This is a genomic window from Amycolatopsis suaedae (assembly GCF_004214935.1).
GTDB lineage: Bacteria > Actinomycetota > Actinomycetes > Mycobacteriales > Pseudonocardiaceae > Amycolatopsis > Amycolatopsis suaedae.
This window is the reverse complement of sequence record NZ_SFCC01000025.1, coordinates 26,588-52,267: the sequence shown is the minus strand read 5'-3', so window position 1 is coordinate 52,267 and position 25,680 is coordinate 26,588. Positions and strand designations below refer to the sequence as shown.

The following is a 25,680-nucleotide window of genomic DNA, read 5'->3' as shown; positions in this document are numbered from 1 at the left end:
CCCGCCATCTTGTCACCTCGTCTCGAACCGACGCGACCGAGGCTTCCGGGTACTCACACCGGCGAGACCGGACAACCGGAATAATGAACCCGGAACGGGGAGTGGGAAGGAGGCAGTTCGACATGGGGCTCTTCGACTCGCTGCGCGGGCGGGGCAAGGGTGGCAAGGGCAGTAAGGGCTCGGGCAGGCCGGGCACGCTGCGTAAGGCCACCTCCTCCGACACCCAGCATCTGGACTCCTGGGCAGCCGAGCGCACCGGGGTGGAGGCCTACGTCGAGCCGCGGACGACCGTGACGGAGACCACCGTGGTGTTGATCGCACACGACGGGGAGTGGACCCGCCGCCGCATCGACAGCCTGGAGGCCGCCCAGCAGTTCGGCCGCAAGCGTTCCATCCCGGTCTACGAGGTCGCCAAGGTCGGCTACCCGAAGCGGATGCGGGAGTACACCGAGCGGCAGAAGCTGCTGAAAAAACGCCAGCAGCCGGACAACTAACGTTCGAGCAACGCCAGGTGCCGTTCGAGCAGCGCACGGAAGCCCGGATGTGTGGTCGTGCCGAGTACCGGGTCGACCTCGACGACCACCCACCGCTCACCCGCCAGCGCCAGCACCGTGCCGTTCACGCGCTCGGCGATCTCGATCACCCCGCCGGGGGACGGCCGCAGCTCGGCGGCGCTCAGCAGCCGGGGGAACACCTCGTCGCCGGGCAGGCCGTCGCAGGTCCGCAGGAACGTCAAGTAGTCGGCGGGCAGCGGCCTGCCGATCCGCGCCGACGCCTCCGCGAGCGCCCGCTCGGACGCGGGCTCCGGCAGGTCCAGCTCACGCAGCTCGGCGATCCGGTGGATCAGCTCCGGCCAGTCGACGGCCGGCGCCGGATACCTGCGGTGCAGCGCCGCCACGAGGTCGCCCGTGCAGCGGGCGGCCTCGTCGGCGGACAGGTCCAGCGGGTTGGCGCCGCCGGCCAGCAGCCCGGCCAGCGGACGGCAGCCCGCGGGCAGGGTGAAGTCCGGCCGGGACCGCACGGCGGCCCAGCGGCGCAGGCAGTCGACGGCCTGCTCGGTCCGTCCGGCCACCGCGAAGCGGTCGGCCTCGGCCACCGCGGCCCGCGCGGGATCGGGCCGGGACGGCCCGGACAGCAGCCGCGCGGCCGGTGTCTCGTCGGGCGGGCGAGCCAGGTGGGCGCGGTGCCGCTCCTGCTCGGCCCGCAGGTCCAGGGGCGGCAGCGGGTCGGCCCAGCCGGGACGCTGGCCCCTGGCGTCGAACAGCATCGCCCAGGCCCTCGCGCGCAGCGGGCCGTCGGCCAGCGCCGTGACGGACCGGCCGGTCGTCGTCAGCCACGCCCGGACCAGCCGGTCGCAGTCGGCGGCGTACCCGCTGCCCGCCAGCAGCAGCGCCCAGTGCGCGATCTCGCCGTCGACCTCGGCGGGGCCGGCCGTGAGCACTGTGCGCACGGCCGGCTCCACCCACTCCATCGTCAGCCGTTCTCGGCGATGTCGGCCAGCACCGCGGCGATCGTGCGGACCGGGACGCCGGTGCCGCCCTTGCCGGTGTAGCCCCACGGCGAGCCGGTGTTGAACGACGGCCCGGCGATGTCGATGTGCGCCCACGGCAGGTCGGCAGGCACGAACTCACGCAGGAACACGCCGGCCACGAGCATGCCGCCCCAGCGCTGGCCGGTGACGTTGGCCAGGTCGGCCAGCCGCGAGTCGAGCTCGCCACGCAGTTCCTCGGGCAGCGGCATCGCCCAGCCGCCCTCGCCGGTGGCCCTGGCCAGCGTCGCGACGCGGTCGCGGAACTCGTCCGAGCCCATGATCCCGGCGGTGCGGTTGCCCAGCGCCACGACCTGCGCGCCGGTCAGCGTCGAGGTCTCGATCAGGTAGTCCGGGTCGTCCTCGCCCGCGCGCACGATTGCGTCGGCCAGCACCAGCCTGCCCTCGGCGTCGGTGTTGAGCACCTCGACGGTCTTGCCGCCGTACATGGTCAGCACGTCACCGGGACGGTAGGCGGCGCCCGAGGGCAGGTTCTCCGCCAGCGGCAGGTAGGCGATGACCTCCAGCGGGTACTTCAGTTTCGCGGCCAGCACCACCGAGGCGAGCACGCCCGCGGCCCCGGACATGTCCGAGGTCATGTGGTCCATGTTCGCGGCGGGCTTGATCGAGATGCCGCCGGAGTCGAACGTGATGCCCTTGCCGACGAGCGCGACCTTCTTCACCGGCTTGCTGCCCTTGTAAGCCAGCCGCACCAGCCTCGGCTGCCGGGAGGACCCGCCGCCGACGCCGAGGATGCCGCCGAAACCCTTGCGCTTGAGCTGCTTCTCGTCGAGCACCTCGAAGTCGAGGCCGTTCGCCTCGGCCAGCTTGCGGGCACGCTCGGCGAACGAGGCCGGGTACAGGTCGTTGGGCGGGGTGTTGATGAAGTCCCGCGCGGTGGTCACCGCCTCGGCGATGGCGGTCGCCGCCTTCAGTGTGGCCCGGTGCTGCTTGGCCGTACCCTCGGCCGGGCTCGCGACGTCCACAGTGGACACCGGGGCGTCCCCGGCCTCGGACCGGTAGGCGGTGAACGTGTAGGCACCCATGACGGTGCCCTCGACCGCGGCCTGCAGGTCCACTTCGGACAGCGTGGTGAGCGCGCGGCCGGTACCGGCCAGCGCCCGGGCCGCCGCGCCGGAGGCCCGCCGGACCCGCTCGGGCTCGATCTCGCCGTCGGGGCCGGGCTTGCCGAGACCGACGGCGAGCACGACGGCGGCCGCGGTGCGGCCCAGCGTCGGCAGCTTCACGACCTCCTCGGCCTTGCCGGTGGCGCCGAGCGAGCCGAGGATCTCGGTGAGCTTGCCGTCGAACGCGGCGTCGACAGTCTGGGCGCCGGGGGCCAGTGCCAGGCCGTCCTCACCCTGCACGGTGCCGATCACCAGGGCCTCGGCCTTGGTCTTGGCCAATGCTGCATCGGAGTTCTCGGATAGGGCCAGCTTGGGCACGCCTCACCTCTCGCTTCGTCGCGGCTGCGCCGGGCTTCGTCACCCGGTCGGATTGTGAGCCATGCTAATGACATGCTGGTCCCCGTGACCGTCTGGGCCGGACTGCTCGTGACGCTGGCCCCGATGGCCGCCGCCGCGGGGTGGTGGCTGCTCGCCGCCGGCGTCCTCGCCTGCCTGCTCGTCGCGGTGGCTCCCGCACCCGATCACCCGGTGCGGCACGGGGTGTCGCTGGCCGCGCGCTGGGCCGTCGTCCCGCTGGTGTCGGCCGCCTTCGCCGCCTACCTGGTTCCCGGCCATCAGCCGCTGGCCGAGGCCGGGTTCGTCGTGGCGGCGAGCCTGCTCGCCGTGGCCGCCGGGCGGTTGCGGCACGGCGGGCTGGTGGCCGTCGGCGTGCTGACCGCGGCCACGCTGGCGCTGGTGGCCGTCGGGCTGGCGGTGGAGCCGGTCGACTCGGTCCCTGGGCCGGTCGCCGGCCCCGCCGGGGTGCCGCTCGCCGCCGCGCTGGCCGTCCCGTTGCTGGCCGGGGCGCGACGCTGGTGGCTTGCCGTGGGCGTGCTGCTGGCCGTCGGTGCCGTGGCGCTCTACCAGCTCGGCCCGGTGCGGCTGGGCCTGTCGGTGACCGCACCCGCCGACCTGCTCGGCGCCGCCGACGCCGCGGTGCTGCGTACCGGGTTCGGTGCCGTGATCGTGCTGGCGGTGGTGGCCGCCGCCGTCGCGGCACTGCGGTCCACCGGCACCGGCCCGTCGTGGTGGCCCGTGGCGGGTGGGGCCGCGGCAGTGCCGGCGGCGTTGCTGCTCGACCCGCTCGCGTCGGTCCAGGTGGCCGCCGTGGTGGTGCTGGCCGAGATCCTCGTCGGCGCGGTGGTCGAGTTGCGCTCGGGCCTCGCGGCACGTCCGGCCGTCGCGGCCGCCGGAGCGCTGGGGCTGCTGGCGACCCTGCCGCTCGCCGCCATGGTCATCGGTGCCGCCGTGGCCCTGCTCGGAGTGGCCGCGCACCGGTACCGTATTCGGTATGCCGACACCGGATGACTGGCCGGCCGGGCACACGGTCGTCGAACGATTCCTCCGTCCGGACTCCAGCGTCGGCAGGCTGCACCCGCTGCGGGTGATCTCCGACAACGGCGGCGTGCTGCTCGGCTGGATGCCCGCGGGAACGCCCATCACCAGCAGCAAGCTCGCCGACGGCCGTTCGCTGCGCGAGGCGCCGCTGGAGCAGCGGTTCCGGCTGCCGCGGTACTCGCGGCTGGACGTCTGGCGCGGCACGTCCACGCTGCGCCGGATCCCGGACGACGAGTGGTCGTCGGTGTGGTGGTTCTTCGCCGAGACCGGGGAGTTCACCGGCTGGTACGTCAACCTGGAGGTGCCGCTGGGCCGGACGGCCAGCGGTCCGGACCGGGTGGACGGCGTGCTCGACGTGGCGATCGCGCCCGACCGGACCTGGCGGTGGAAGGACGAGGACGAGGCGGAGGCCGCCGTCGCGGCGGGCAGGCTCACCGCCAAGTGGCTGGTCCGGCTGCGGCAGGAGGGGGAGCGGCTGATCGAGCTGGCCGAGGCTGGCCGGTTCCCGTTCGACGGCAGCTGGACCGACTTCCGGCCGGACCCGGCGTGGCCGGTGCCGGAGCTGCCCGAGTCAGCTGTAGATGAGCCAGGCCAGCAGGCTGAGGCCGACGGCGGCGGCCGTCGCGCTGACCATGGCGCCGGTTGACAGGTCGCGCGGGAACATCTTGCCGTTGGCGCTGCGCCACCAGATCAGGCCGAGCACGACGCCGACGACACCGAGGAAGCCGCCGAAGAACCCGATCAGCAGGGCGCCGACCAGGATCAGCATGCCCGAGGCGAACGTGAGCAGCAGCGCGGCGAAGAACGTCTTCACGTCCGAGCCGGTGCCTGCGGTCACGCTGTTGGACTTCACGTCGTGGGTCACGAGTTCACATCGTAGTCGGAGTGGTCAGGGGGCGCGGAATACTCTGACGTCCAACTAAGAGTTATCGTTCTACCCATGACGACCATCGCGCCCTTCACCCGTGTCACCCACAGCTCGCCCGCCAGCGACGAGCGGGTAGCGCAGGTACTGGCCGCGCCCGGGTTCGGCGTGAACTTCACCGACCACATGGTCACCATGAAGTGGGACACCGAGCGGGGCTGGCACGGCGGCGAGGTCGGACCGTACCAGCCGCTGTCGCTGGACCCGGCGACGTCGGTGCTGCACTACGCGCAGGCCATCTTCGAGGGGCTGAAGGCCTACCGTCAGCCGGACGGCACCATCGCCTCGTTCCGCGCCGACGCCAACGCAGCCCGCTTCCGTCGCTCGGCCGCCCGGATGGCCATGCCGGAGCTGCCCGACGAGTACTTCCTGGAGTCGCTGCGCGCGCTGCTGGAGGTCGACGCCCGCTGGGTGCCGACCAAGCAGGGCGAGTCGCTGTACCTGCGGCCGTTCATGATCTCCACCTCGGTGGGGCTGGGCGTGAACGCCCCGGCCACGGAGTACCTGTACAGCGTCATCGCCTCCCCGGCCGGTTCGTACTTCGCCGGCGGGGTCAAGCCGGTGAGCGTGTGGCTGTCCACCGAGTACGTGCGTGCCGCGCCGGGCGGGACGGGCTTCGCCAAGTGCGCCGGTAACTACGCCGCGTCGTTCGTGGCGCAGGCCCAGGCCGTCGAGAAGGGCTGTGACCAGGTGGTCTGGCTGGACGCCGTCGAGCGCCGCTGGGTCGAGGAGATGGGCGGGATGAACCTGTTCTTCGTCTTCGGCTCGGGCGACGACGCGAAGGTGGTGACGCCGGAGCTGACCGGGTCGCTGCTGCCGGGCGTCACCAGGGACTCGCTGCTGCGGCTGGCCGCCGACCTCGGGCACCGGGTCGAGGAACGGCGGATCTCCACCGACGAGTGGGAGAAGGCTGCCCGCTCGGGTGAACTGACCGAGGTGTTCGCCTGCGGCACCGCCGCGGTCATCACGCCGGTCGGTACGGTCCGGCACGAGGGCGGCGAGTTCACCATGTCCGGTGGCGAGCCCGGCCCGCTCACGATGAAGCTGCGGTCCGAGCTGGTCGGCATCCAGGAGGGCACCCGCCCTGACCCGCACGGCTGGATGCACCGCCTGATCTGACCCGGCGTCCTCGGCCCCGGCTCAAAGCACGTGAAGGCCACCTTCAGTACGTCTCACGTAATGAAGGTGGCCTTCACGTGCTCTGCCGCTCAGGTGACGTCGTCGAAGACCGGGGCCACCGCCGCGGTCTCGGCGGCCAGCCGCGCCGCCTGCAGCAGCAGCGGCAGCGCCGTCAGCGCACCGGTGCCCTCGCCGGCCTGGATGCCCAGCTCCAGCACCGGCTCCAGGTCGAGGTGCTCCAGCAGCAGTGCGTGAGCGGGCTCGGCGCCGCGGTGGGCGGCCTTCCACCAGCCGCGTGCGCCGGGCGCCAGCTCCTCGGCCACCAGGGCGGCCGCGCCGACCACCAGGCCGTCCAGCAGCACCGGCGTCCGTCGTTTGGCGGCCTGGGCGAGGAAGCCGGCCAGCGCCGCCAGGTCGGCTCCGCCGACGGTGGCCAGCAGGCCGAGCGGGTCGTTGACCGAACCCCTGGCGCGGCGCAGGCCGTCGCGGACGGCGGCGGCCTTGCGCATCCATGCCCGGTCGTCGATACCGGAGCCGCGGCCGACGACGGCCACCGGCTCCGCACCGGTCAGCGCGGCCACGAGCACGGAGGCCGGGGTGGTGGAGCCGACGCCGAACTCGGCGGGCACGAGCAGGTCGGCGCCGCTGTCGACCTCGGCGTCGGCGACGGCCATTCCGGCCCGGACGGCGGCGCTCGCCTCGTCGGCCGTGAGCGCGTCCTCGGTGTCGATGCTGCCCGAGCCGCGGCGCACCTTGAACTCGCCGTCCCCGTCGCTGTCCACCCCGACGTCGACGACGCGCACCGTCGCCCCCGCCCCGGCCGCCAGCGTCGCGGTCGGGCCGGTGCCGTCGAGGGCAGCCTCGACCAGCCGCGCCGTCGCCTCGGGGGAGCGGGCGGACACGCCGCGGGCGGCGATCCCGTGGTCGGCGGCGAACACCACCACCCGGGCCCGGGCGACCGGCCGCGGCGGGGCCTGCCCCTGGCAGGCCGCGAGCCAGGCGCCCAGCTCCGCGAGCCTGCCGAGCGAGCGGGAGTGCGGGCCGGTGGCCGCTGCCCTGGCGACCTCGTCGGGGAAGGGCAGGTCGGAGAAGTCGTCCACGCGGTCACGCTACACCGGCGGCCGTATGCTCTTTTGTTGTGGCAGAACGACAAACCGCCGCGGCCGTCGTGCTGGCGAGCGGTTCGGGAACCAGGGTGGGCGCCGAGCTGAACAAGGTGTACCTGCCGCTGGCCGGCCGGCCGGTGCTCGCCTGGTCGCTGGCGGCGTTCGCCGGCGCCCCGGGCATCGGCACGGTGGTCCTGGTGATCCGCCCGCGGGACGCCGGGCTGGCCGCCCCGCTGGCGGGGCCCGGCGTCGAGGTGGTGCACGGCGGGGCGACCCGGCAGGAGTCGGAACTGTGTGCCCTGCGGCAGCTGGCCGGGCGGATCGGCGCCGGTGAGATCGACACGGTCCTGATCCACGACGGCGCCCGCCCGCTGGTCAGCCGCACGCTGGTGGCCGACGTCCTCGCGGCGGCCCGGCACGGCGGTGCCGTACCGGGCGTCGAGGCACACGACCTGGCCACGGCGGAGGGCAGGCCGCTGACCGGGGCGGTCCGGGTGCAGACGCCGCAGGGTTTCCCGGCCGCGCCACTGCTGGCGGCCTACCTGGCCGCGGAACGCGACGGCTTCACCGGCACCGACACGGCCTCCTGCATGCAGCAGTACGCGGACGTGCCGGTCCGCCGCGTTCCCGGTGACGAGCGCAACATCAAGATCACCTACGCCCACGACCTGCCCATCGCCGAGCGCCTGCTGGCCCGAGGCACGTGAAGGCCACCTTCATTACGTCTCACGTCAGGGCTCCGGCAAAGTCGGGTGGTCGGGAGCGCGTCATTCGCGTTCCGGCCCGGCCCGGCAGGTTAGCGCGGGCGGCCCGTTCGGCCAGGCGAGGACGGGTTCGTCCCGCGATCTGGAACCGGCGTGCCAGTCAGCGGGACCGGGGCGGCGGGAACGTGCAACTCGCGGGTCCGCAACGGTCGACTCGCGGGTCGGGAACGGAGGACTCGCGCGAACGGGCCGTTCACACACGTCCGACCGGCACCGGGTGAGAACCCGATCCACATCATGAGTTCTGCACTCACGCACGCGAGTTCTGCATTCCGGCACGCGAGTTCTACCTTCCGGTACACGAGTTCCACGCTCGAAACCAGCCACCTCGGCTGACCGCCACCCGACTTGCCGGGGCCCTGACGTCTCACGTGATGAAGGTGGCCTTCACGAGCTTCTAGGGCGTCCGCGTCAGCGAGGGGTCACGCTCGATCACGCCGTCGAGCGCCTCGTCGATCTTGGCCAGCAGCTCCGGCTCCAGGCGGACACCGGCGGCCTTGACGTTCTCGTGCACCTGCTCGGGCCGCGACGCGCCGATGATCGCCGAGGCGACGTTCGGGTTCTGCAGCACCCACGCCACCGCGAGCTGGGCCATCGACAGGCCGGCCTCGGCGGCCAGCGGCTCCAGCTTCGCCACCCGCTCCAGCACCTCGTCGCGCAGGTGGTTCGTGATCATCCGCGCGCCACCCTTCTCGTCGGTGGCCCGCGAACCCTCCGGCAGCGGCTGGCCGGGCTTGTACTTGCCGGTCAGCACCCCCTGCGCGATCGGCGAGAAGACGATCTGGCTCAGCCCCTCCCGCTCCGACGCCGGGACGACCTGGGCCTCGATCACGCGCCACAGCGCGTTGTACTCCGGCTGGTTGGACACCAGCGGGATGTTCAGCTCACGGGCCAGCGCGGCACCCCTGGTGATCTGCTCGGCGGTCCACTCCGACACGCCCACGTAGAGGACCTTGCCCTGCCGGACCAGGTCGGCGAAGGCGACCATGGTCTCGTCCAGCGGCACCGTCTCGTCCCAGCGGTGCGCCTGGTAGAGGTCGACGTAGTCGGTCTTGAGCCGCCGCAGCGACGCGTGCGCCGACTCCATGATGTGCTTGCGGGACAGGCCCTTGTCGTTGGGCCCCTTGGGGCCGGTCGGCCAGTAGACCTTGGTGAGGATCTCCAGGCTCTCCCTGCGCTGGCCGGCCAGCCCGCGGCCGAGCACCGACTCGGCGGCGGTGTTCGCGTAGACGTCGGCGGTGTCGAACGTGGTGATGCCGGCGTCCAGCGCCGCCTTGATGCAGGCCTGGGCCTGCTCCTCCTCGACCTGCGAACCGTGCGTCAGCCAGTTGCCGTACGAGATCTCACTGATGGACAGGCCGCTACGGCCGAGACGACGAAACTCCATGTCAGCAGCCTAGCCGACATCGTTCGCCTTGCTAACGACCCGTCAGACGGCGTCGCCGGGGCTGACCCGCGGCTTGGGCACCCGCAGCTTGCGGATCTGGCTCGCGCGGATGAACGCGTACCAGCCGATGGACCGGCCCTTGACCAGCTCGTCCGGGAACTTCTCCCGCACCTGCCTGGCCACCCGGCGGCCGTTGAGCACGCCCTCCAGGATCATGCCCAGCAGCATCACGGTGCACAGGATCGTCGCGTACTGCTGGACGATCGGGTACGGCACCAGGAGTGCGACGAACACCACAATCGCCAGCGGCATGAACAGCCCGAGCAGGTTGCGCTTGGAGTCGACCAGGTCGCGCACGTACGCCTTGACCGGACCGCGGTCGCGCGGCATCAGGTACTTGTCGTCGCCGGCCATCATCCGCTCACGCCGCTCCCTGGCGGCCGCGCGGCGCTCTTCCTTGCTCACCGGGTTCTGTTTGCGCAGCTCACGGTTGCGCTTGATGGCCTCGCGGGTGGTGCGAGGGGGCGGCGCGACCGGGCCGCGACGCTTGTTCTCCGCCTCCCGGCGCTTGGGTGTGGCCCTGCCCTTGCCGGGGGTGTACGCCTTCGGCTGGGGCGTGACCTCCTCGGCGACCTCGACCGAGCCCTCGGCGTCGTTGTCGGTGGCTGTGTTGCTGTTGCGGCGCAGGAACCTCACCTGTCCAGGGTATTCCAGGTCACCTGAGCGGAATCGGGCGGTACCGGACACGGTGGCGGCGGCACGCGCCGGACGTATGTCACCATGGAAGGTGCGGAACAGATCGGGCCGCGCGAGTGTTGACACCGTTGTAGCCACAGGTGCACGACATTGAGGAGAGCCATGACGACCGCTGAGCAGACGGGCGCCGCCGAGGCCACACACGGCGTCACCCTGACCGAGGCCGCCGCGGCCAAGGCGAAGGCCCTGCTCGAGCAGGAGGGCCGCGACGACATGCACCTGCGCATCGCCGTCCAGCCCGGAGGCTGCGCGGGTCTGCGCTACCAGCTGTTCTTCGACGAGCGCACCCTCGACGGGGACCTGTTCCGCGACTTCGACGGCCTTCAGGTGGCCGTGGACCGGATGAGCGCGCCGTACGTCACCGACGCCGTCATCGACTTCGTCGACAGCATCGAGAAGCAGGGTTTCACCATCGACAACCCGAACGCCACCGGCTCCTGCGCCTGCGGTGATAGTTTCCACTGAGCCTCTGACGCACGAAAGGGGCGCTGGTCAGCCGACCGGCGCCCCTTTCGTCTGCGCGAACTACACGTACTCGTCGGCGTCGGCGACCTGGGCGTGGCAGGCGTCGTCGACGGTCCACGGCCGAGGGGCTCGTGGTGCGGGCAGCGCGGCGGTGGCATGCAGGCCACCGGGGATGTCGGCGCAGTCGGCGATCAGCTCGTCGAGGGTCTCGGCCTCCGGGAAAGTGCTCACCCGGTCAGACTGGCACCGTTCAGGCCATGGGGATACCGGTACCTGCCGGTAGTGTCGGCTGGGCGTGCCCGAACTACCCGGATGGGTAATTACCGCCAGGTAGCTCCGGGCTCGATCGGCCTGACCGAGCCAACTACAGCCTTCGAGGAGACCCGGTGACAGCCAACGCGCGGATAGCGGTATGCGGAAGCATCGCGACCGACCATCTGATGCACTTCCCAGGCAAATTCACTGAACAGCTCGTCGCGGACCAGCTCCACCGCGTCTCGCTGAGCTTCCTCGCCGACGACCTGGTCGTCCGCCGCGGCGGCGTCGGCGCGAACATCGCCTTCGGCCTCGGTCAGCTGGGTGCGAAGCCGGTGCTCGTGGGCGCGGTCGGCTCCGACTTCGACGACTACCGCTCCTGGCTGGAGCGCAACGGCGTCGACACCGCGGGCGTGCACGTCTCCGAGGTCGCCTACACCGCCCGGTTCGTCTGCACGACCGACCAGGACATCAACCAGATCGCCACCTTCTACGCCGGCGCCATGGCCGAGGCCCGCAACATCGAGCTGGGCCCGATCGCCGAGCGCGTCGGCGGCTTCGAGGTCGTGCTGATCAGCCCGGACGACCCGGACGCCATGCTCCGTCACGCCGCCGAGTGCCGTCAGCGCGGCTTCGACTTCGCCGTCGACCCCTCGCAGCAGATCGCCAGGATGGACGGCGCGCAGGCGCGTGACTTCGTCACCGGCGCGAAGTACCTGTTCAGCAACGACTACGAGTGGGAGCTGCTGCTGCAGAAGACCGGCTGGACCGAGGCGGACGTGCTGTCCCGCGTCGGCATGCGGGTCACCACGCTCGGTGCCAAGGGCGTCGAGATCGTGTCCGGCGACGGGCTGTCGCTGACGGTCGGCTCGGTAGCGGAGAACACCAAGGCCGACCCCACCGGCATCGGCGACGGCTTCCGCGCCGGGTTCTTCGCCGGGCTCGGCCACGGCCTGGCCATCGAGCGGGCAGCCCAGCTCGGGTCCATGATCGCCGTGCTCGTCCTGGAGACCGTCGGCGGTCAGGAGTGGACCTTCGACCGCGACGACGCCCTCAAGCGGCTGGGCGAGACGTTCGGCCCGGACGCCGCTGAGGAGATCGGCGCCGCGCTGCCGGTCTGATTCCTGCCGGCGGAGGGGGTGTCTCGCTGGCGTGACACCCCCTCTTTCCGTTCAGAGGCGGACCGGGTACTGCGGCTCGGGCACCTCGGGCTTGATGCGGTGCTCGACGAAGATCCCGTGCCAGATCATGAACACCAGCAGTGCCCAGATGCGCCTGCTGTGGTCCAGCGTGCCGGCCTTGTGCTCCTCCAGCAGCCGCAGCACGGCGGTCTTGTCGAGCAGGTCGTCGGTCTTGGAGTCGGACACGATCCCGCGCGCCCAGTCGTACATCTCGGTGCGCAGCCACAGCCGGATCGGCACCGGGAAGCCCAGCTTGCGGCGGTTGAGCACGTGCGCGGGCACGATGCCGTCCAGCGCCCTGCGCAGGGCGTACTTGGTGGTATCCCTGGTGATCTTCTGGTCGAGCGGGATGGTGGCCGCGACCTTGAACACCTCGGGGTCGAGGAACGGCACCCGCAGCTCCAGCGAGTTGGCCATGGTCATCTTGTCGGCCTTGACCAGGATGTCGCCGCGCAGCCAGGTGAACAGGTCGACGTGCTGCATCCGCGCCACCGGGTCCCAGCCCGCCGACTGCCGGTACCAGGGAGCGGTGACGTCCTGGTGCCCGACGCCGTCGGCGAAGTTCCGCAGCACACCGCGCAGCTGGTCCTCGCGGAAGATGCGGGCGTTGCCGTAGTAGCGCTCCTCCAGCGTCAGCGAGCCACGCCGCAGCAGGTCCTTGCCCCGCGTGCCCTCCGGGATCTTCGCCGACACCTTGCCCAGCAGGGAGCGGACCGCGCCGGGGATCTTCTCGAAGTTGGCCAGGGACAACGGCTCGCGGTAGATCGTGTAGCCGCCGAACAGCTCGTCCGACCCCTCGCCGGACAGCACCGCCTTGACGTGCTTGCGGGCCTCACGGGCGATGAACCACAGCGGCACCAGCGCCGGGTCGGCCACCGGGTCGTCGAGGTACCAGACGATGAGCGGCAGCGCCTCCATCATCTCGTCGGCCGACACCGTCCGCACGACGTGCCGGACGCCGATGGCCTCCGCCGACTCGGCCGCGACGTCGACCTCGGAGTATCCCTCCTGCTCGAAGCCGGTGGTGAACGCGATGAGGTTCGGGTTGTGCCGCTTGGCCAGCGCCGCGGTCGCGGTGGAGTCGATGCCGCCGGACAGGAACGCGCCGACGGTGATGTCCGGGTCGGCGATCATGTGCTTGGCCACCGAGTCCTGCATCACCTGTGAGATGCGTTCGTGCAGCTCGGCGGCCTCCCGCTCGCCGGAGACCGGCTTCGGGTTGAACGCGGGGAAGAAGTAGCGCTCGGTCTTCAGCTCGCCACCCGGGGTGACGGTGAAGCTGGTGCCGGACTCGATCCGCCTGATCCCGGTGTGCAGCGACTCCGGCTCGGGCACGTACTGCAGGGTCAGGTAGTGCTGGAGCGCGGTGCGGTCCAGCTCCTCGGCGACGCCGAGCACGCCGGACAGCTCCAGCAGGCTCTTCTTCTCGTTGGAGAACGCCGTGCCGCCCGGACCGGACGAGTAGAACAGCGGCTTGATCCCGAACGGGTCACGCGCGCCGAAGACGACCTTGCTCTCCGAGTCCCAGATGATGAAGGCGAACATGCCGCGCAGCTGGGACACCGACTCGCGGCCCAGGTAGTGGTAGGCGGCGACGATGGCCTCGCCGTCGCCCTCGGTGGCGAACTTGGCGCCGTGCTCGGCCGCCAGCCGCTCCCGCAGCTCCTGGTAGTTGTAGATCTCACCGTTGAAGTTCAGCGTGTACCGGCCGGGTGCCTCCGGCGGTCCCCAGGTCAGCGGCTGGTGCGAGTGGTCGACGTCGATGAACGCCAGCCGGTTGAAGCCGTAGACGACCTCGGCGTCGGCCCAGGTGTCGGACTCGTCGGGACCGCGGTGCCGCTGGCACCGCAACGCGGCCTGGACCGCGTCCCGCGCCTGCACGGCTTCTTCTTCGGTGGCACACACCAGTCCCAGCAGGCCGCACACGCGTCTTCACACCTCACGTCGGATTCGGGGCTTGAGTGGCCCAGTATGCCGCTCCCATTGGGTTACCCCTTGGTCGGGAGGGCCTCGCAACTGGGCTAGGCTCCGCGTGTCAGAGAGATCGGGCGAGGAGGCACTGCGCAGTGGGCGTTGCAGAGCGCACCCCGGCTAGCCGGCGGTCGAGGGTCGGCAGGGTCGCCAGGGTGGCGGCGCTGGCGGGGTTGGTGACCGTGGGGGTCAGCGGGTGCTCCGCCGACGAGGTGCTGCGGTTCGGCTGGCCGGAGGGCGTCACCCCGCAGGCCGAGAAGATGCGGGAACTGTGGACCTGGTCGGTCATCGCGGCCCTGGCGGTCGGCGTGATCGTCTGGGCGCTGATCTTCTGGACCGTCGCGTTCCACCGTCGCAAGAAGACCGCGGACGGCTCGCCGGAGGAGCTGCCCAGGCAGTTCCAGTACAACATGCCGCTGGAGCTGTTCTGCGTCGTCGTTCCGGTGATCATGGTCGTGGTGCTGTTCTTCTTCACCACCACCACCGAGCGGTCGGTGCTGGACAAGAAGGACAACCCGGATACCACGGTCGACGTGATCGCGTTCCAGTGGAACTGGGAGTTCCGCTACCCGGGCACCGACACGAACCCGGCCGTTCCCGGCGAGCAGCAGGTGAGCACCGTGGGCAGCTCCACGGAGATCCCGCTGCTGGTGCTGCCGACCGGTAAGACGATCCAGTACAACCTGGAGTCCACCGACGTCATCCACTCGTTCTGGGTGCCGGAGTTCCACTTCAAGCGCGACGTCATGCCGATGCCGAAGAAGAACAACCAGGACCCGTCGTTCCAGAACACGATCGACCGTGAGGGCTCGTTCGTCGGCCGCTGTGCCGAGCTGTGCGGTACCTACCACGCGGTGATGAACTTCGAGGTGCGGGCGCTGTCGCCGGACAAGTTCGACAACTACCTGCGGCTGCGCCAGCAGGTGAACCCGGCGACCGGCAAGCCGCACACCGCCGCCGAGGCGCTGCAGGCGATGAACTGTGGTGAGCTGTGCGCGCCGCAGGCCGTGACCACGCAGCCGTTCAACACCGACCGCACCGCGCGGACCGCGTCCTGAGCCCCACCGGCTCGCAGCATCGATCAGAACTTGGAATGAGGAAGGCGCCATGAAGGTCGAAGCCAGGATTTTCGACATCGTCACGGTCTTCGCCTTTGTCGTAGCGGTCATCTACGGCGTCATGACCCACTACATGAGTGGGTACGGGGTCGAGCCGATCGGGCTGGTCGCCCTGATCCTGACCGGCGGGCTGTCCCTGCTGGCGGGCAGCTACCTGCGGTTCGTGTCCCGGCGCATCGAGCCGCGGCCGGAGGACAGGGAGGACGCCGAGGTCAGCGACGGCGCTGGCGAGCTGGGCTTCTTCAGCCCGGGCAGCTACTGGCCCGTCGGCATGGCGGCCTCGGCCGCGCTCGGCGGTGTGGCGCTGGCGTTCATGGAGATCTGGCTGCTGATCACGGCCATCGTGGTCCTGCTGATCGCCATCGGCGGTCTGGTGTTCGAGTACCACACCGGCCCGGACCACTGACGACCCACTGACGGCACGAAGCACCGGAAGGCCACCTTCACCACGTCTCACGTGGTGAAGGTGGCCTTCACGTGCTTCAGGCGGACTTCTGTGCCGTGGAGAACTCGGCCCAGCGGGTGAGCAGCGATGCCGCCGCGCCGGAGTCGACGGCCTCGGCAGCGCGGGGCAGCCAGGTGGCGAGGTCCTCGGTCAGTGAGCCACCGAAACCGTTGAACGCGGCCAGCGCGCCCGCGGCGTTCAGCAGCACGGCGTCGCGCACCGGGCCGGGCTTGCCGGCGACCAGGTCACGCACCACCTCGGCGTTCACCCGCGGCTCGCCGCCGCGCAGGTCGGCCGCGGTGGCCGGGGCGATGCCCAGCGCGGCCGGATCGACCGTCTCCCTGCGCACCGAACCACCCGAGACCATCCAGGCCGTGCTCGTGGTGGTCGTGGTCAGCTCGTCCAGCCCGTCGTCCCCGCGCACCACCAGCACGCTGGCGCCGCGCCGGGCGAACACCTCGGCCAGCACCTCGATCTTGTCCGCGTACGCACAGCCGATCAGGCCCGCCGACGGCTGCGCCGGGTTGGTCAGCGGCCCGAGCAGGTTGAACGTCGTCGGCACCCCCAGCTCACGCCTGGGCCCGCCGGCGTAGCGGAAACCGGGGTGGAACACCGGCGCGAAGCAGAAGCCGATGCCCAGCTCCGTGACGCACCGCTGAACACCCTCCGGCGGCAGGTCGATGGCCACGCCGAGGGCCTCCAGCACGTCGGCCGTGCCTGCCTTGGACGACGCCGCCCGGTTGCCGTGCTTGACCACCGGCGCACCGGCGGCAGCGGCCACCAGCGACGCCATCGTGGAGATGTTCACCGATCCCGACCGGTCACCGCCGGTGCCGACGATGTCCACGGCGGTCACATCCACCTCGACCAGCCTGGCGTGCCGCAGCATCGCTGTCGCCAGCCCGGCGATCTCCGCGGGTGTCTCACCCTTGGCCCGCAGCGCGATGGCGAACCCGGCGATCTGGGCCGGCGTCGCCGCGCCGGACATGATCTGGTCCATCGCCCACGCGGTGTCCTGTTCGGACAGGTCGCCACGGTCGACGAGCGTGCCCAGCAGGCCCGCCCACGTCTGGGTCATCACGACCCCCTCAGCCGTTGACGACCGGGACCCGCTTCGCCCGCAACAGGTCGGCGACGGTCTCCGCCGCCGTGAGCGGGTCCAGCGGGTGCACGAGGACGGCGTCGGCCTGCGACCAGGTCGCCAGCCATCGGTCGTCCTTGCGCCGCACCGCGACCACGATCGGCGGGCAGTCGGTGATCTCGTTCTTCAGCTGCCGGGTCAGGCCGATGCCGCCGGTCGGCTGCGCCTCGCCGTCCAGGATGGCCAGGTCGAGTTCGCCCGCGTCCATCTCGGCGATCACGTCGGCCACGGTGCTCGCCTCGACGTAGTCGACGCGCTCCAGGTCGGTGGCCGGCCGTCGGCCGACCGCCGTGACGATCGACTCACGCACGTCCGCACGGTGGCTGAACACCAGGATCCTCATCGGCAGCCCTAACTCGTGGTGGTAAGTGCCCAGAATCCTAGTCCAGCGCGGCGCTGTCATGTTCGTCACCCGGCGACGGCTGCAGTGCGTCCCCTGTCTAGCCGCTGCGCCAGGCCCGCCATCCGGGACCGCTCCTGTGCGCAGTGCAGTGCGTCGAGCACCTGGACCCGGGTGGCGTGCAGGCGGGCCTCATCGCCGGTTCGGGTGACTTCTCGCAGGTCCCAGCCGTCCTGGGCGAGGATCGCGGCGGCCTCCTCGACCCGTCCAGCGGGCAGCACGAGGTGGTGCCGCAGCACGGCCGGACGGTCCGCGACCCACCGTGGGGACCGCGCCAGCACCGCCGAGTCGGCCTCGACCGGGTCGAACGCCTCGGCGACCACGACCAGACCCGGCGTGTCGGCGGTCAGTTCCGGCTCGGCGGGCCGTCCCAGCAGGTCACGCAGCTTCGACAGCAAACTCATCGGTAGCTTTCACCCTCCGTACCCGGCAATGAGATCAAGTTCTCCGCGACCCGCCGTGGACCCGATCGGACGCACTCAGGGTGAGGGAGACATAATGCGACCCGTGACAACGGCAGCTCCCACCATCAGCCAGCGGGTGCACTCGCTGAACAGGCCCAACATGGTCAGTGTGGGCACCATCGTCTGGCTGTCCAGCGAGCTCATGTTCTTCGCTGGGCTGTTCGCGATGTTCTTCACTGTCAAGGCCCAGAACGACAGTGGACATTGGCCACCGATCCTCGAGTCGACCGGTGAGCCGATCCACCTGAACATCCCGTACGCGTTGCCCTTCACGATCATCCTCGTGTTGTCGTCGTTCACCTGCCAGTTCGGCGTGTTCGCGGCCGAGCGCGGTGACGTCTACGGGCTGCGCCGGTGGTACATCATCACGTTGATCATGGGCGCGGTCTTCGTCGGCGGCCAGGGCTACGAGTACCTGCAGCTGATCGAGGAGGGCGTGACCATCCCGTCCGGCGCCTACGGCACGGTGTTCTACCTGACCACCGGGTTCCACGGGCTGCACGTGATCGGCGGGCTCATCGCGTTCGTGTACCTGCTCATCCGCACCAGGCTGAGCAAGTTCACCCCGGCACAGGCCACCTCGGCGATCGTCGTGTCGTACTACTGGCACTTCGTCGACATCGTGTGGATCGGCCTGTTCGCGGTGATCTACCTCGTTCCCTGACGCCCGCCCCCCGAACTGACAGCAAGGGTTGCCGCAGAGATGACCACCAGCAAGAAACCCGCCAGGCGCCGTACGAAGTTCCAGCGCCGGGTCGCAGGCCTGCTCGCGCTCTTCGTCGCGCTGGTCGGCGCGGGCGGGCTCTACGCGATCTTCGCACCGGAGCCGCAGACCGCGCAGGCGCAGACCGAGTCCGCACTCGTGCGCGCGGGCGAGCAGGTCTACAACAACAACTGCAGCACCTGCCACGGCGTGAACCTGGAAGGCATCCAGGACCGCGGCCCGAGCCTGATCGGCATCGGTGACGCGGCGGTGTACTTCCAGACCTCGTCCGGCCGCATGCCCGCGATCCGCCAGGAGGCCCAGGCCCAGCGCAAGCCGCCGCGGCTGAGCCCGGAGGAGATCGACCAGGTCGGCGCCTACATCCAGGCCAACGGTGGCGGCGTGCAGCGTCCCGCGGAGAAGGGTGAGCAGCTGCGTGGTGACAGCCCCGCCCGCGGTGCCGAGCTGTTCCGCCTGAACTGCGCCTCCTGCCACAACTTCACCGGCCAGGGCGGTGCCCTGTCCGAAGGCAAGTTCGCGCCCAACCTCGGGCCGGCGACCGAGGAGCAGATCTACACGGCGATGCAGACCGGCCCGCAGAACATGCCGAAGTTCTCCGACCGGCAGCTCACGCCGGAGGAGAAGAAGGACATCGTCGCGTACGTCAAGTCGGTGTCGGACGGCAACAACAACGTCGGTGGCAACGGCCTCGGCGGGTTCGGCCCGGCTTCCGAAGGCGTCATCGCGTGGATTGTGGGGATCGCCGCACTGATCGGCGTGACCCTGTGGATTGGATCGAGGGCATAGCGCATGAGCAGCGGCGACGAGCAAGCCAAGCCGCCCACAGAGGCGGAACTGGCCGACATGGACCGCGACCAGCTGGTCAAGCTGGGTACCAAACTGGACGGCGTCGAGATCGTCCACTACCCCGAGCCGTGGCCGGTCAAGGGAACCAAGGCCGAGAAGCGCGCCGAGCGCACGATCGCGCTGTGGTTCGCCCTGTCCGCCATCGCGGGTCTCGGGTTCGTGGTCTCGCTGATCTGGTGGCCGTGGCAGTACGAGCCGCCGAACCACGAGGACAGCCACTTCTGGTACAGCCTGTACACGCCGATGCTGGGCATCACGCTCGGCGTCTCCGTGCTGGCGCTGGCCATCGGGGTGCTGCTGTACACGAAGAAGTTCGTCCCGAACGAGGTCGCCGTGCAGGAGCGCGGCGACGGCGGCTCCAAGGAGATCGACAAGGCGACCATCGTCGCCCAGCTCGCCGACTCGGGTAACCGCAGCACGATCGCCCGGCGGTCGATGATCAAGCGCACCGCCGGCCTCGGCGCCGGCGCGCTCGGCCTGGCCACGGTGGCCCTGCCGGTGGCGTCGTTCATCAAGAACCCGTGGAAGGACAGCGAGACCAAGGACTCGCTGTGGCACACCGGCTGGCAGCCGCAGTACCCGGGCGAGGTCGTCTACCTGCGCCGCAACACCGGTCACCTCGGGCACGAGCCGGAGGAGCCCTCGCTGGTGCGTCCGGAGGACCTCGACGCGGGCGCCATGGAGACGGTGTTCCCGTTCCGCGAGTCGGAGCGTGGTGACCACGAGGCGCTGGCCAAGGCGCTGAAGCGGTCCGACAACCCGGTCATGCTCATCCGGCTGCGTCCGGCCGACGCGGCGCGGGTGGTCAAGCGCAAGGGCCAGGAGGACTTCAACTTCGGCGACTACTACGCGTACACGAAGATCTGCAGTCACGTCGGCTGCCCGACCTCGCTGTACGAGCAGCGGACCAACCGGATCCTCTGCCCGTGCCACCAGTCGCAGTTCGACGCCCTGCACTACGCCAAGCCGGTGTTCGGGCCCGCGACTCGCGCTCTTGCCCAGTTGCCGATTACCGTGAACGAAGAAGGGTACTTCGTGGCGCGGTCTGACTTCATCGAGCCGATCGGTCCAGGGTTCTGGGAGCGCAAGTCATGAGTTCACTGACCACCCCGACCAAGGGGACCAACCCGGCCGAGAAGGCCGCGGGCGCAGCCGCGAAATGGGCCGACGACCGCTACCACATGGCCAAGGGCCTGCGGCACCAGTTCAACAAGGTGTTCCCGACCCACTGGTCGTTCCTGCTCGGCGAGATCGCGCTGTACAGCTTCATCGTCGTGATCCTCACCGGCGTGTACCTGACGTTGTTCTTCGACCCGTCGATGTCGGAGGTCATCTACAACGGCAGCTACCAGAACCTGCAGGGCATCGAGATGACCAGGGCGTTCGCCAGCACCCTGCACATCTCGTTCGACGTGCGGGGCGGGCTGTTCGTCCGGCAGCTGCACCACTGGGGCGCGCTGATCTTCGTCGCGGCGATGATGGTGCACATGTTCCGGGTGTTCTTCACCGGAGCGTTCCGCCGGCCGCGTGAGGCCAACTGGATCCTCGGCGCGCTGCTGCTGGTCCTGGGCATGTTCGAGGGCTTCTTCGGTTACTCGCTGCCGGACGACCTGCTGTCCGGTACCGGTATCCGCGCGACCCTGTCGGGCATCGTGCTCTCGGTGCCGGTGATGGGCACCTGGATCCACTGGGCGCTGTTCGGCGGGGAGTTCCCCGGCACGGAGATCATCCCGCGGCTGTACACGCTGCACATCCTGCTGATCCCGGGCATCATGCTGGCGCTGGTCGGCGCGCACCTGGCGCTGGTCTGGTACCAGAAGCACACCCAGTTCCCCGGTGTGCGGCGCAAGGAGACCAACGTCGTCGGCGTGCGCATCATGCCGGTGTTCGCCCTCAAGGCCGGCGCGTTCTTCGCGGTCGTCACCGGTGTCATCGCGGCCATGTCGGGCCTGTTCCAGATCAACCCGATCTGGAACATCGGGCCGTACAACCCGTCACAGGTGTCGGCGGGTTCGCAACCCGACTGGTACATGGCCTGGGCCGACGGCATGCTCCGAATCTGGCCGGCGTGGGAGCTCTACCTGGGCGACTACACGATCCCGCCGGTGTTCTTCGTCGGTGCGCTGGGCATGCCGATCCTGATCGGCCTGCTGCTGGCGTACCCGTGGATCGAGCGGAAGCTGTCCGGCGACACGGCGCATCACAACCTGCTGCAGCGGCCGAGGGACAACCCGGTCAGGACCAGCATCGGCATCATGGCGCTGACGTTCTTCATGGTGCTGATGATGTCCGGGTTCAACGACATCATCGCCTACGTGTTCGACATCTCGCTGAACGTCACCACGTGGGCGGGCCGGATCGGCATCCTGCTGCTGCCGCCGCTGGCGTACTTCATCACCTACCGGATCTGCATCGGGCTGCAGCGCGGTGACCGTGAGGTGCTGGAGCACGGCGTCGAGACCGGCATCATCAAGCGGCTGCCGCACGGCGAGTTCATCGAGATCCACCAGCCGCTCGGCCCGGTGGACGACCACGGTCACCCTGTGCCGCTGGAGTACCAGGGCGCGGCCGTGCCGAAGAAGATGAACAAGCTGGGCTCGGCCGGGCACGCGGTGCCCGGTGGCTGGGTGATCCCGGACCCGGCCGAGGAGACGGCCGCCCTGGAGCGGGCCCGTGGCAATGGTCATGCGGGCCATGCGGGCAACGGCCAGGCCGGTCAGGACGAGTCCGGCCACACCGCCATCGGCGAGGGCGACGTGGCCAGGTCCGAGCGCTAGTACCCCGCGTCACGTAAGGGGCCGTCTCCCACCTGGGAGGCGGCCCCTTACGCATGCCCGCGAGTCCACCACTCCGCCCCCGCGAGTCCACCGCCCGCGGCCCCCGAGTTGACCATTCCCTGACGACCTCCGGCGCGGGAGCGGTCAACTCGGGAGGCGGGAATGGAGGACTCGCGGGGCGGGAGCGGTGGACTCGCGGGGTGACCTGGGGAAACGGGGTATTCTGCGGGGGTATACACCGGAGGTATACGTCCCGTGTATAGTCGGCGCGTACCTGACGGAAGGAGGGGCGCGTGTCGGTATCCCGCACACTGCTGGCCCTGTTGGAGGCCGGGCCGCGACACGGCTACGACCTCAAGCGGTCCTACGACGAACAGTTCGCCCAGGGCAAGCCGCTGGCCTACGGCCAGGTCTACTCGACGCTGTCCCGGCTGCTGCGCAACGGCCTGGTCGAGGAGGCCGGCGTCGAGCACGGCGACGGTCCGGACCGCAAGCGCTACACGATCACCGACGCCGGTGTGACCGACATCGAGACCTGGCTCGCCACGGCGGAGAGCCCAGAGCCGTACCTGCAGAACACGCTGTACACGAAAGTGGTGCTCGCGCTGCTGTCCGGGCGTAGCGCCCAGGACGTGCTGGACACTCAGCGGGCAGCGCACCTGACGGTCATGCGGGAGCTGACCCGGCGCAAGACGTCGGGCGACCTCGCCGACCAGCTCATCTGCGACCACGCCCTGTTCCATCTGGAGGCCGACCTGAGGTGGCTGGAGCTCACCGCGGCCCGACTCGACGCACTCGCGGAGGTGGTGCGCTCATGACCGAACCGCTACTGGTGGCCAATGACCTGCACAAGGCGTTCGGCCCCACCCAGGCCCTGCGGGGCGCAGGCGTCGCCGTGCACTCCGGCGAGGTGCTGGCCATCATGGGCCCGTCCGGGTCCGGCAAGTCCACGCTGCTGCACTGCCTCGCCGGCATCGTCCGGCCGGACTCCGGCTCGATCACCTACCAGGGCAAGGACCTGGTGGCGATGGGCGACGGCGAACGCAGCGCGCTGCGCCGGACCGACTTCGGGTTCGTCTTCCAGTTCGGCCAGCTCGTGCCGGAGCTGACCTGCCTGGAGAACGTCGCCCTGCCGCTGCGGCTGAACGGCGCCAAGCGCAAGGTCGCCGAGGCCAAGGCGCAGCAGTGGCTGGACCGCCTGGAGGTCGGCGACCTCGGCGGCAGGCGGCCCGGTGACGTGTCCGGCGGCCAGGGCCAGCGCGTCGCCGTCGCCAGGGCACTGGTGACCGGCCCGAAGGTGGTCTTCGCCGACGAGCCGACCGGTGCACTCGACTCGCTCAACGGCGAGAAGGTCATGCGCCTGCTCACCGACGCGGCCCGCGGCACGCACGCCGCCGTCGTCCTGGTCACTCACGAGCCGAGGGTGGCTGCCTACTCCGACCGGGAGATCGTCGTCCGCGACGGCCACGCGCACGACCGGGAGCTGGTGGCATGATCCGCGATCTCCTGCTGGGGCTCCGGCTGGCCGTCGGGGGCGGCCGGATCTCCGGGCAGGCGCTGCTGCGGCTGGTGATGACCACGTTCGGGGTCGCGCTGGTCGTGGCGGTCCTGCTGCCAGCCGCGTCGGTGAACAACCTCGCCGCCGCGCAGGACGCGCGTGAGGCGGGGCAACGGGAACTGACCGAACCGCGCCCGGGCGTGGACCCGCTGTACCAGACGTCCTGGTTGATCGAGACCGGCGAGGACTACCTGATGGCGACCGTCGTGGCCGCCAGCGGCCCGACCTCGCCGGTGCCGCCCGGCCTCGACCGCATCCCGGGGCCGGGGGAGGTCGTCGTCTCGCCCGCGGCGGCGGAGTTCTTCGCCACGCCCGAGGGTGCGCCGGTCCGGGCCCGTATCGGCGGAACCACCGTCGGTGAGATCGCCAAGCCCGGACTCGACACCGCGGGTGACCTCGAGGTGTTCCTCGGTGCGCCGCCGGAGAAGATCCGCGGCTCCGGCTACCACGAGGCGGTCTACGGGTTCGGTGTCGAACCGGACGGTTTCGCGCTCGGCGCCGTGACGGCACTGCTGGTCGCGCCCATCGCGGTGGTCCTGTTGCTGCCGCTGCTGATCTTCGTGACGACGGCGTCCCGGATGGGCGCCGCGGAACGCGAACGCAGGCTGGCGGCACTGCGCCTGCTGGGGGTCAGCGGCAAGCAGGTCCGGCGCGTCGCGGCCGCCGAGTCGCTGCTCGGCGCCGTCGCCGGGCTGGTGCTCGGCTCGGGGCTGTTCCTGGCGCTGCGTCCGCTGATCGGGAAACTGGACCTGTTCGGCATGCGGTTCTTCCCGGAGGACTTCGTGCCCTCGCTGCCGCTCACGGTGCTGATCGCCGTCCTGGTCCCCGGTCTGGCCGTCGGCGCCGCCATCTTCGGCCTGCGCCGCACGATCGTCGAGCCACTCGGCGTGGTGCGGCAGAGCAAGCCGCTGCGCAGGCGGATGTGGTGGCGCTGGACCGTCGCCGCCGCGGGCGCGGCGCTGATGGGTGCCACGCTGTTCGCCAAGGAGCGGTCCAACGGCGACCTGATCGGGCTCGTGCTGGCCGTGGGATCGGGACTGCTGCTCATCGGCGTCGCCGCCCTGCTGCCGTGGGCGGTGGAGAAGCTGGTGGCCAGGCTGCGTGGCGGCTCGCCGTCCTGGCAGTTCGCGGTGCGCAGGCTGCAGCTGGAGAGCGGGACGGCCAGCCGGGTCGTCTCCGGGCTGGTGGTGGTGCTGGCGGGCACGATCCTCATCCAGACCCTGCTGGGCGCCATCGGCTCAAGGGAGCAGAACGGCAGCGACTGGCAGCCCGGGCAGGCGATCGCCGCGGAGATCCGTACCGACGGCGCGTACGCCGACGAGGCAGCCAGGCTGCTCGCCGGCACGCCGAACCTCCAGGTCCACCGGCTGACGTCGTCCAACCTCCGCCAGGCGGGAGGCACGGGCGGCCGGGACTGGCAGGTCAAGATCGGGGACTGCGCGGCGCTGGCCACCCAGGCAGCCATCGGCAACTGCACCGACGGTGACGCCTTCCTGATCGGCTCCGGTACCGGCGGGCAGGCGCAGGTGCCGACCGGTCAGCTGCAGTTCTTCTCCTACAACCGGGGCGACGAGATTCCCGGACCACAGTGGACGGCGCCCGGCAACATCCGTCAGATCCCGGCGGATCAGGCGGCGCAGAGGGCGACGTACAGCGTGCTGCTCACACCGGCTGCGCTCGGCGGGGTCACGTTGCGGGACGAGCAGGCCGTCTTCTACGTCGGCGGGCCTGGGGACAGCGTCGCGGTGTACAACGCCGCCGCGCTGGCCGTCGGTCCGCTGGCCTGGGAAGCCGACGTGCGGCAGACCTCGATGGCGTCGTCGAACGCCCGCGCCGAGGACACGGTGAAGACGATGCGCGCGATCCTGCTGACCGCGTCGCTGTTCGTGCTCGCGGTGGCCGCGCTGTCGCTGCTGCTGCTGTCGATCGAGCAGGTCGTGGAACGGCGGCGGCCGATCGCCGCGCTGTCGGCGGCGGGCGTCCCGCTGTCGGTGCTGGCCCGAGGTTCGCTGTGGCAGAACGCCATTCCGGTGGCGGTCGGCATCGTCCTGGCGATTGGCGCGGGACTGGGCATCACCCTGCCGACGCTGCGTTACGTCGGGCTGGACTTCAGCCTCGACATCGGGCTGGTGGGAATCGTCAGCGGTGCCGCGGTGCTCGCGGTGCTGGTGGCGACCGCGCTGACCATGCCGCTGCTGCGGCAGGCCACCAGGCTGGACGGCCTGCGCGCGGAGTAAGAGGCCACG

Annotated in this window: 27 protein-coding genes; 16 read left to right on the top strand and 11 right to left on the bottom strand. The window is 70.7% G+C overall.

What is annotated here, in order from left to right; all coding sequences use genetic code 11:
* Nucleotides 1-122: 122 nt before the first annotated feature.
* Nucleotides 123-494, top strand: coding sequence for an oxidoreductase (locus EWH70_RS34520; RefSeq protein ID WP_130479804.1), 372 nt, complete (start codon nt 123-125; stop codon nt 492-494).
* On the opposite strand, the gene EWH70_RS34515 is transcribed toward EWH70_RS34520, so the two are convergent.
* Nucleotides 491-1,450 carry an SMI1/KNR4 family protein gene (locus tag EWH70_RS34515; protein ID WP_338078629.1) on the bottom strand — a complete coding sequence of 320 codons (960 nt, stop codon included), beginning with the start codon at nt 1,448-1,450 and terminating at the stop codon, nt 491-493. The genes EWH70_RS34520 and EWH70_RS34515 overlap by 4 nt on opposite strands.
* 23 nt (nt 1,451-1,473) lie before the next feature.
* Complete coding sequence (locus EWH70_RS34510) at nt 1,474-2,973, bottom strand: leucyl aminopeptidase (RefSeq protein WP_130479802.1); 1,500 nt, start codon at nt 2,971-2,973, stop codon at nt 1,474-1,476.
* A gap of 72 nt (nt 2,974-3,045) precedes the next feature.
* Between EWH70_RS34510 and EWH70_RS34505 the strand changes: the two genes are divergently transcribed.
* Complete coding sequence (locus EWH70_RS34505; RefSeq protein WP_130479801.1) at nt 3,046-4,002, top strand: hypothetical protein; 957 nt, start codon at nt 3,046-3,048, stop codon at nt 4,000-4,002.
* On the top strand, nt 3,986-4,678 hold the full coding sequence (locus EWH70_RS34500; RefSeq protein ID WP_130479800.1) for a ribonuclease FAU-1 family protein: 693 nt from the start codon (nt 3,986-3,988) through the stop codon (nt 4,676-4,678). The genes EWH70_RS34505 and EWH70_RS34500 overlap by 17 nt, the downstream gene beginning before the upstream one ends.
* Here EWH70_RS34500 and EWH70_RS34495 read toward each other — a convergent pair.
* Nucleotides 4,604-4,897, bottom strand: coding sequence for a hypothetical protein (locus EWH70_RS34495; protein ID WP_130479799.1), 294 nt, complete (start codon nt 4,895-4,897; stop codon nt 4,604-4,606). The two genes, EWH70_RS34500 and EWH70_RS34495, sit on opposite strands and share 75 nt — an antisense overlap.
* A gap of 75 nt (nt 4,898-4,972) precedes the next feature.
* On the opposite strand from EWH70_RS34495, the gene EWH70_RS34490 reads away from it, so the two are divergent.
* Nucleotides 4,973-6,076, top strand: coding sequence for a branched-chain amino acid aminotransferase (locus tag EWH70_RS34490; RefSeq protein ID WP_130479798.1), 1,104 nt, complete (start codon nt 4,973-4,975; stop codon nt 6,074-6,076).
* Between the two features lie 89 nt (nt 6,077-6,165).
* Here the strand turns inward: EWH70_RS34490 and EWH70_RS34485 are convergent, their stop codons facing one another.
* Entirely contained in the window at nt 6,166-7,176 is a 1,011-nt protein-coding gene (locus EWH70_RS34485; RefSeq protein ID WP_130479797.1) for a nicotinate-nucleotide--dimethylbenzimidazole phosphoribosyltransferase, read from the bottom strand.
* Nucleotides 7,177-7,214: 38 nt separating this feature from the next.
* On the opposite strand from EWH70_RS34485, the gene EWH70_RS34480 reads away from it, so the two are divergent.
* The gene (locus EWH70_RS34480) at nt 7,215-7,889 is read left to right on the top strand and encodes an IspD/TarI family cytidylyltransferase (RefSeq protein WP_240687385.1); all 675 of its coding nucleotides are present in this window, start codon (nt 7,215-7,217) and stop codon (nt 7,887-7,889) included.
* A gap of 454 nt (nt 7,890-8,343) precedes the next feature.
* Here EWH70_RS34480 and EWH70_RS34475 read toward each other — a convergent pair whose 3' ends face one another.
* Both EWH70_RS34475 and EWH70_RS34470 read right to left on the bottom strand, forming a co-directional pair.
* A complete protein-coding gene (locus tag EWH70_RS34475) occupies nt 8,344-9,333 on the bottom strand; it encodes an aldo/keto reductase family protein (protein WP_130479796.1) in 990 nt (329 codons plus the stop codon).
* Nucleotides 9,334-9,375: 42 nt separating this feature from the next.
* Nucleotides 9,376-10,029, bottom strand: a complete 654-nt coding sequence (locus EWH70_RS34470; RefSeq protein WP_130479795.1) for a DUF3043 domain-containing protein — start codon at nt 10,027-10,029, stop codon at nt 9,376-9,378.
* Nucleotides 10,030-10,191: 162 nt separating this feature from the next.
* Here EWH70_RS34470 and EWH70_RS34465 point away from each other — a divergent pair, with 162 nt between their 5' ends.
* Nucleotides 10,192-10,554 (top strand): HesB/IscA family protein, encoded by a 363-nt coding sequence (locus EWH70_RS34465; protein WP_130479794.1) that lies wholly within the window; start codon nt 10,192-10,194, stop codon nt 10,552-10,554.
* Nucleotides 10,555-10,614: 60 nt separating this feature from the next.
* On the opposite strand, the gene EWH70_RS35730 is transcribed toward EWH70_RS34465, so the two are convergent.
* On the bottom strand, nt 10,615-10,785 hold the full coding sequence (locus tag EWH70_RS35730) for a hypothetical protein (RefSeq protein WP_165436543.1): 171 nt from the start codon (nt 10,783-10,785) through the stop codon (nt 10,615-10,617).
* A gap of 155 nt (nt 10,786-10,940) precedes the next feature.
* Here EWH70_RS35730 and EWH70_RS34460 point away from each other — a divergent pair, with 155 nt between their 5' ends.
* Nucleotides 10,941-11,930 (top strand): carbohydrate kinase family protein, encoded by a 990-nt coding sequence (locus EWH70_RS34460; RefSeq protein ID WP_130479793.1) that lies wholly within the window; start codon nt 10,941-10,943, stop codon nt 11,928-11,930.
* 51 nt (nt 11,931-11,981) lie between these two features.
* On the opposite strand, the gene asnB is transcribed toward EWH70_RS34460, so the two are convergent.
* On the bottom strand, nt 11,982-13,916 hold the full coding sequence (gene asnB / locus EWH70_RS34455) for an asparagine synthase (glutamine-hydrolyzing) (protein ID WP_130479792.1): 1,935 nt from the start codon (nt 13,914-13,916) through the stop codon (nt 11,982-11,984).
* 140 nt (nt 13,917-14,056) lie between these two features.
* Between asnB and ctaC the strand changes: the two genes are divergently transcribed.
* Both ctaC and EWH70_RS34445 read left to right on the top strand, forming a co-directional pair.
* Nucleotides 14,057-15,019, top strand: coding sequence for an aa3-type cytochrome oxidase subunit II (gene ctaC / locus EWH70_RS34450; RefSeq protein WP_165436542.1), 963 nt, complete (start codon nt 14,057-14,059; stop codon nt 15,017-15,019).
* A 49-nt stretch (nt 15,020-15,068) separates the two neighbouring features.
* The gene (locus tag EWH70_RS34445) at nt 15,069-15,485 is read left to right on the top strand and encodes a cytochrome c oxidase subunit 4 (RefSeq protein WP_130479791.1); all 417 of its coding nucleotides are present in this window, start codon (nt 15,069-15,071) and stop codon (nt 15,483-15,485) included.
* A 76-nt stretch (nt 15,486-15,561) separates the two neighbouring features.
* Here the strand turns inward: EWH70_RS34445 and trpD are convergent, their stop codons facing one another.
* From trpD to EWH70_RS34430, 3 genes are all read right to left on the bottom strand, one after another.
* Nucleotides 15,562-16,602 carry an anthranilate phosphoribosyltransferase gene (trpD, locus tag EWH70_RS34440; RefSeq protein WP_205669385.1) on the bottom strand — a complete coding sequence of 347 codons (1,041 nt, stop codon included), beginning with the start codon at nt 16,600-16,602 and terminating at the stop codon, nt 15,562-15,564.
* Nucleotides 16,603-16,612: 10 nt separating this feature from the next.
* On the bottom strand, nt 16,613-17,008 hold the full coding sequence (locus EWH70_RS34435) for a hypothetical protein (RefSeq protein WP_130479789.1): 396 nt from the start codon (nt 17,006-17,008) through the stop codon (nt 16,613-16,615).
* 65 nt (nt 17,009-17,073) lie between these two features.
* Complete coding sequence (locus tag EWH70_RS34430) at nt 17,074-17,469, bottom strand: hypothetical protein (protein ID WP_130479788.1); 396 nt, start codon at nt 17,467-17,469, stop codon at nt 17,074-17,076.
* Between the two features lie 94 nt (nt 17,470-17,563).
* On the opposite strand from EWH70_RS34430, the gene ctaE reads away from it, so the two are divergent.
* The 7 genes from ctaE (at nt 17,564) to EWH70_RS34395 (ending at nt 25,671) form a co-directional block, all read left to right on the top strand.
* Nucleotides 17,564-18,193: an aa3-type cytochrome oxidase subunit III gene (gene ctaE / locus EWH70_RS34425; protein ID WP_130479787.1), complete on the top strand. Its 630-nt coding sequence runs from the start codon at nt 17,564-17,566 to the stop codon at nt 18,191-18,193.
* A 39-nt stretch (nt 18,194-18,232) separates the two neighbouring features.
* Nucleotides 18,233-19,039: a cytochrome bc1 complex diheme cytochrome c subunit gene (qcrC, locus tag EWH70_RS34420; RefSeq protein ID WP_130479786.1), complete on the top strand. Its 807-nt coding sequence runs from the start codon at nt 18,233-18,235 to the stop codon at nt 19,037-19,039.
* A 3-nt stretch (nt 19,040-19,042) separates the two neighbouring features.
* A complete protein-coding gene (gene qcrA / locus EWH70_RS34415; RefSeq protein ID WP_130479785.1) occupies nt 19,043-20,194 on the top strand; it encodes a cytochrome bc1 complex Rieske iron-sulfur subunit in 1,152 nt (383 codons plus the stop codon).
* Nucleotides 20,191-21,876, top strand: a complete 1,686-nt coding sequence (gene qcrB, locus EWH70_RS34410; protein ID WP_130479784.1) for a cytochrome bc1 complex cytochrome b subunit — start codon at nt 20,191-20,193, stop codon at nt 21,874-21,876. Before qcrA ends, qcrB begins: the two co-directional genes overlap by 4 nt.
* A 293-nt stretch (nt 21,877-22,169) precedes the next feature.
* Nucleotides 22,170-22,694 carry a PadR family transcriptional regulator gene (locus EWH70_RS34405; RefSeq protein ID WP_130479783.1) on the top strand — a complete coding sequence of 175 codons (525 nt, stop codon included), beginning with the start codon at nt 22,170-22,172 and terminating at the stop codon, nt 22,692-22,694.
* Nucleotides 22,691-23,371 carry an ABC transporter ATP-binding protein gene (locus tag EWH70_RS34400; RefSeq protein ID WP_130479782.1) on the top strand — a complete coding sequence of 227 codons (681 nt, stop codon included), beginning with the start codon at nt 22,691-22,693 and terminating at the stop codon, nt 23,369-23,371. The genes EWH70_RS34405 and EWH70_RS34400 overlap by 4 nt, the downstream gene beginning before the upstream one ends.
* Nucleotides 23,368-25,671, top strand: coding sequence for an FtsX-like permease family protein (locus EWH70_RS34395; protein WP_130479781.1), 2,304 nt, complete (start codon nt 23,368-23,370; stop codon nt 25,669-25,671). The genes EWH70_RS34400 and EWH70_RS34395 overlap by 4 nt, the downstream gene beginning before the upstream one ends.
* Nucleotides 25,672-25,680 lie beyond the last annotated feature (9 nt).

Coding starts and splice junctions, on each gene's coding strand:
- EWH70_RS34520 (WP_130479804.1), top strand. CDS start 123: ATGGGGCTCTTCGACTCGCTGCGCGGGCGGGGCAAGGGTGGCAAGGGC.
- EWH70_RS34505 (WP_130479801.1), top strand. CDS start 3,046: ATGCTGGTCCCCGTGACCGTCTGGGCCGGACTGCTCGTGACGCTGGCC.
- EWH70_RS34500 (WP_130479800.1), top strand. CDS start 3,986: ATGCCGACACCGGATGACTGGCCGGCCGGGCACACGGTCGTCGAACGA.
- EWH70_RS34490 (WP_130479798.1), top strand. CDS start 4,973: ATGACGACCATCGCGCCCTTCACCCGTGTCACCCACAGCTCGCCCGCC.
- EWH70_RS34475 (WP_130479796.1), bottom strand. CDS start 9,333: ATGGAGTTTCGTCGTCTCGGCCGTAGCGGCCTGTCCATCAGTGAGATC.
- EWH70_RS34465 (WP_130479794.1), top strand. CDS start 10,192: ATGACGACCGCTGAGCAGACGGGCGCCGCCGAGGCCACACACGGCGTC.
- EWH70_RS34445 (WP_130479791.1), top strand. CDS start 15,069: ATGAAGGTCGAAGCCAGGATTTTCGACATCGTCACGGTCTTCGCCTTT.
- trpD (WP_205669385.1), bottom strand. CDS start 16,602: ATGACCCAGACGTGGGCGGGCCTGCTGGGCACGCTCGTCGACCGTGGC.
- EWH70_RS34435 (WP_130479789.1), bottom strand. CDS start 17,008: ATGAGGATCCTGGTGTTCAGCCACCGTGCGGACGTGCGTGAGTCGATC.
- EWH70_RS34430 (WP_130479788.1), bottom strand. CDS start 17,469: ATGAGTTTGCTGTCGAAGCTGCGTGACCTGCTGGGACGGCCCGCCGAG.
- ctaE (WP_130479787.1), top strand. CDS start 17,564: ATGCGACCCGTGACAACGGCAGCTCCCACCATCAGCCAGCGGGTGCAC.
- qcrC (WP_130479786.1), top strand. CDS start 18,233: ATGACCACCAGCAAGAAACCCGCCAGGCGCCGTACGAAGTTCCAGCGC.
- qcrA (WP_130479785.1), top strand. CDS start 19,043: ATGAGCAGCGGCGACGAGCAAGCCAAGCCGCCCACAGAGGCGGAACTG.
- qcrB (WP_130479784.1), top strand. CDS start 20,191: ATGAGTTCACTGACCACCCCGACCAAGGGGACCAACCCGGCCGAGAAG.
- EWH70_RS34400 (WP_130479782.1), top strand. CDS start 22,691: ATGACCGAACCGCTACTGGTGGCCAATGACCTGCACAAGGCGTTCGGC.
- EWH70_RS34395 (WP_130479781.1), top strand. CDS start 23,368: ATGATCCGCGATCTCCTGCTGGGGCTCCGGCTGGCCGTCGGGGGCGGC.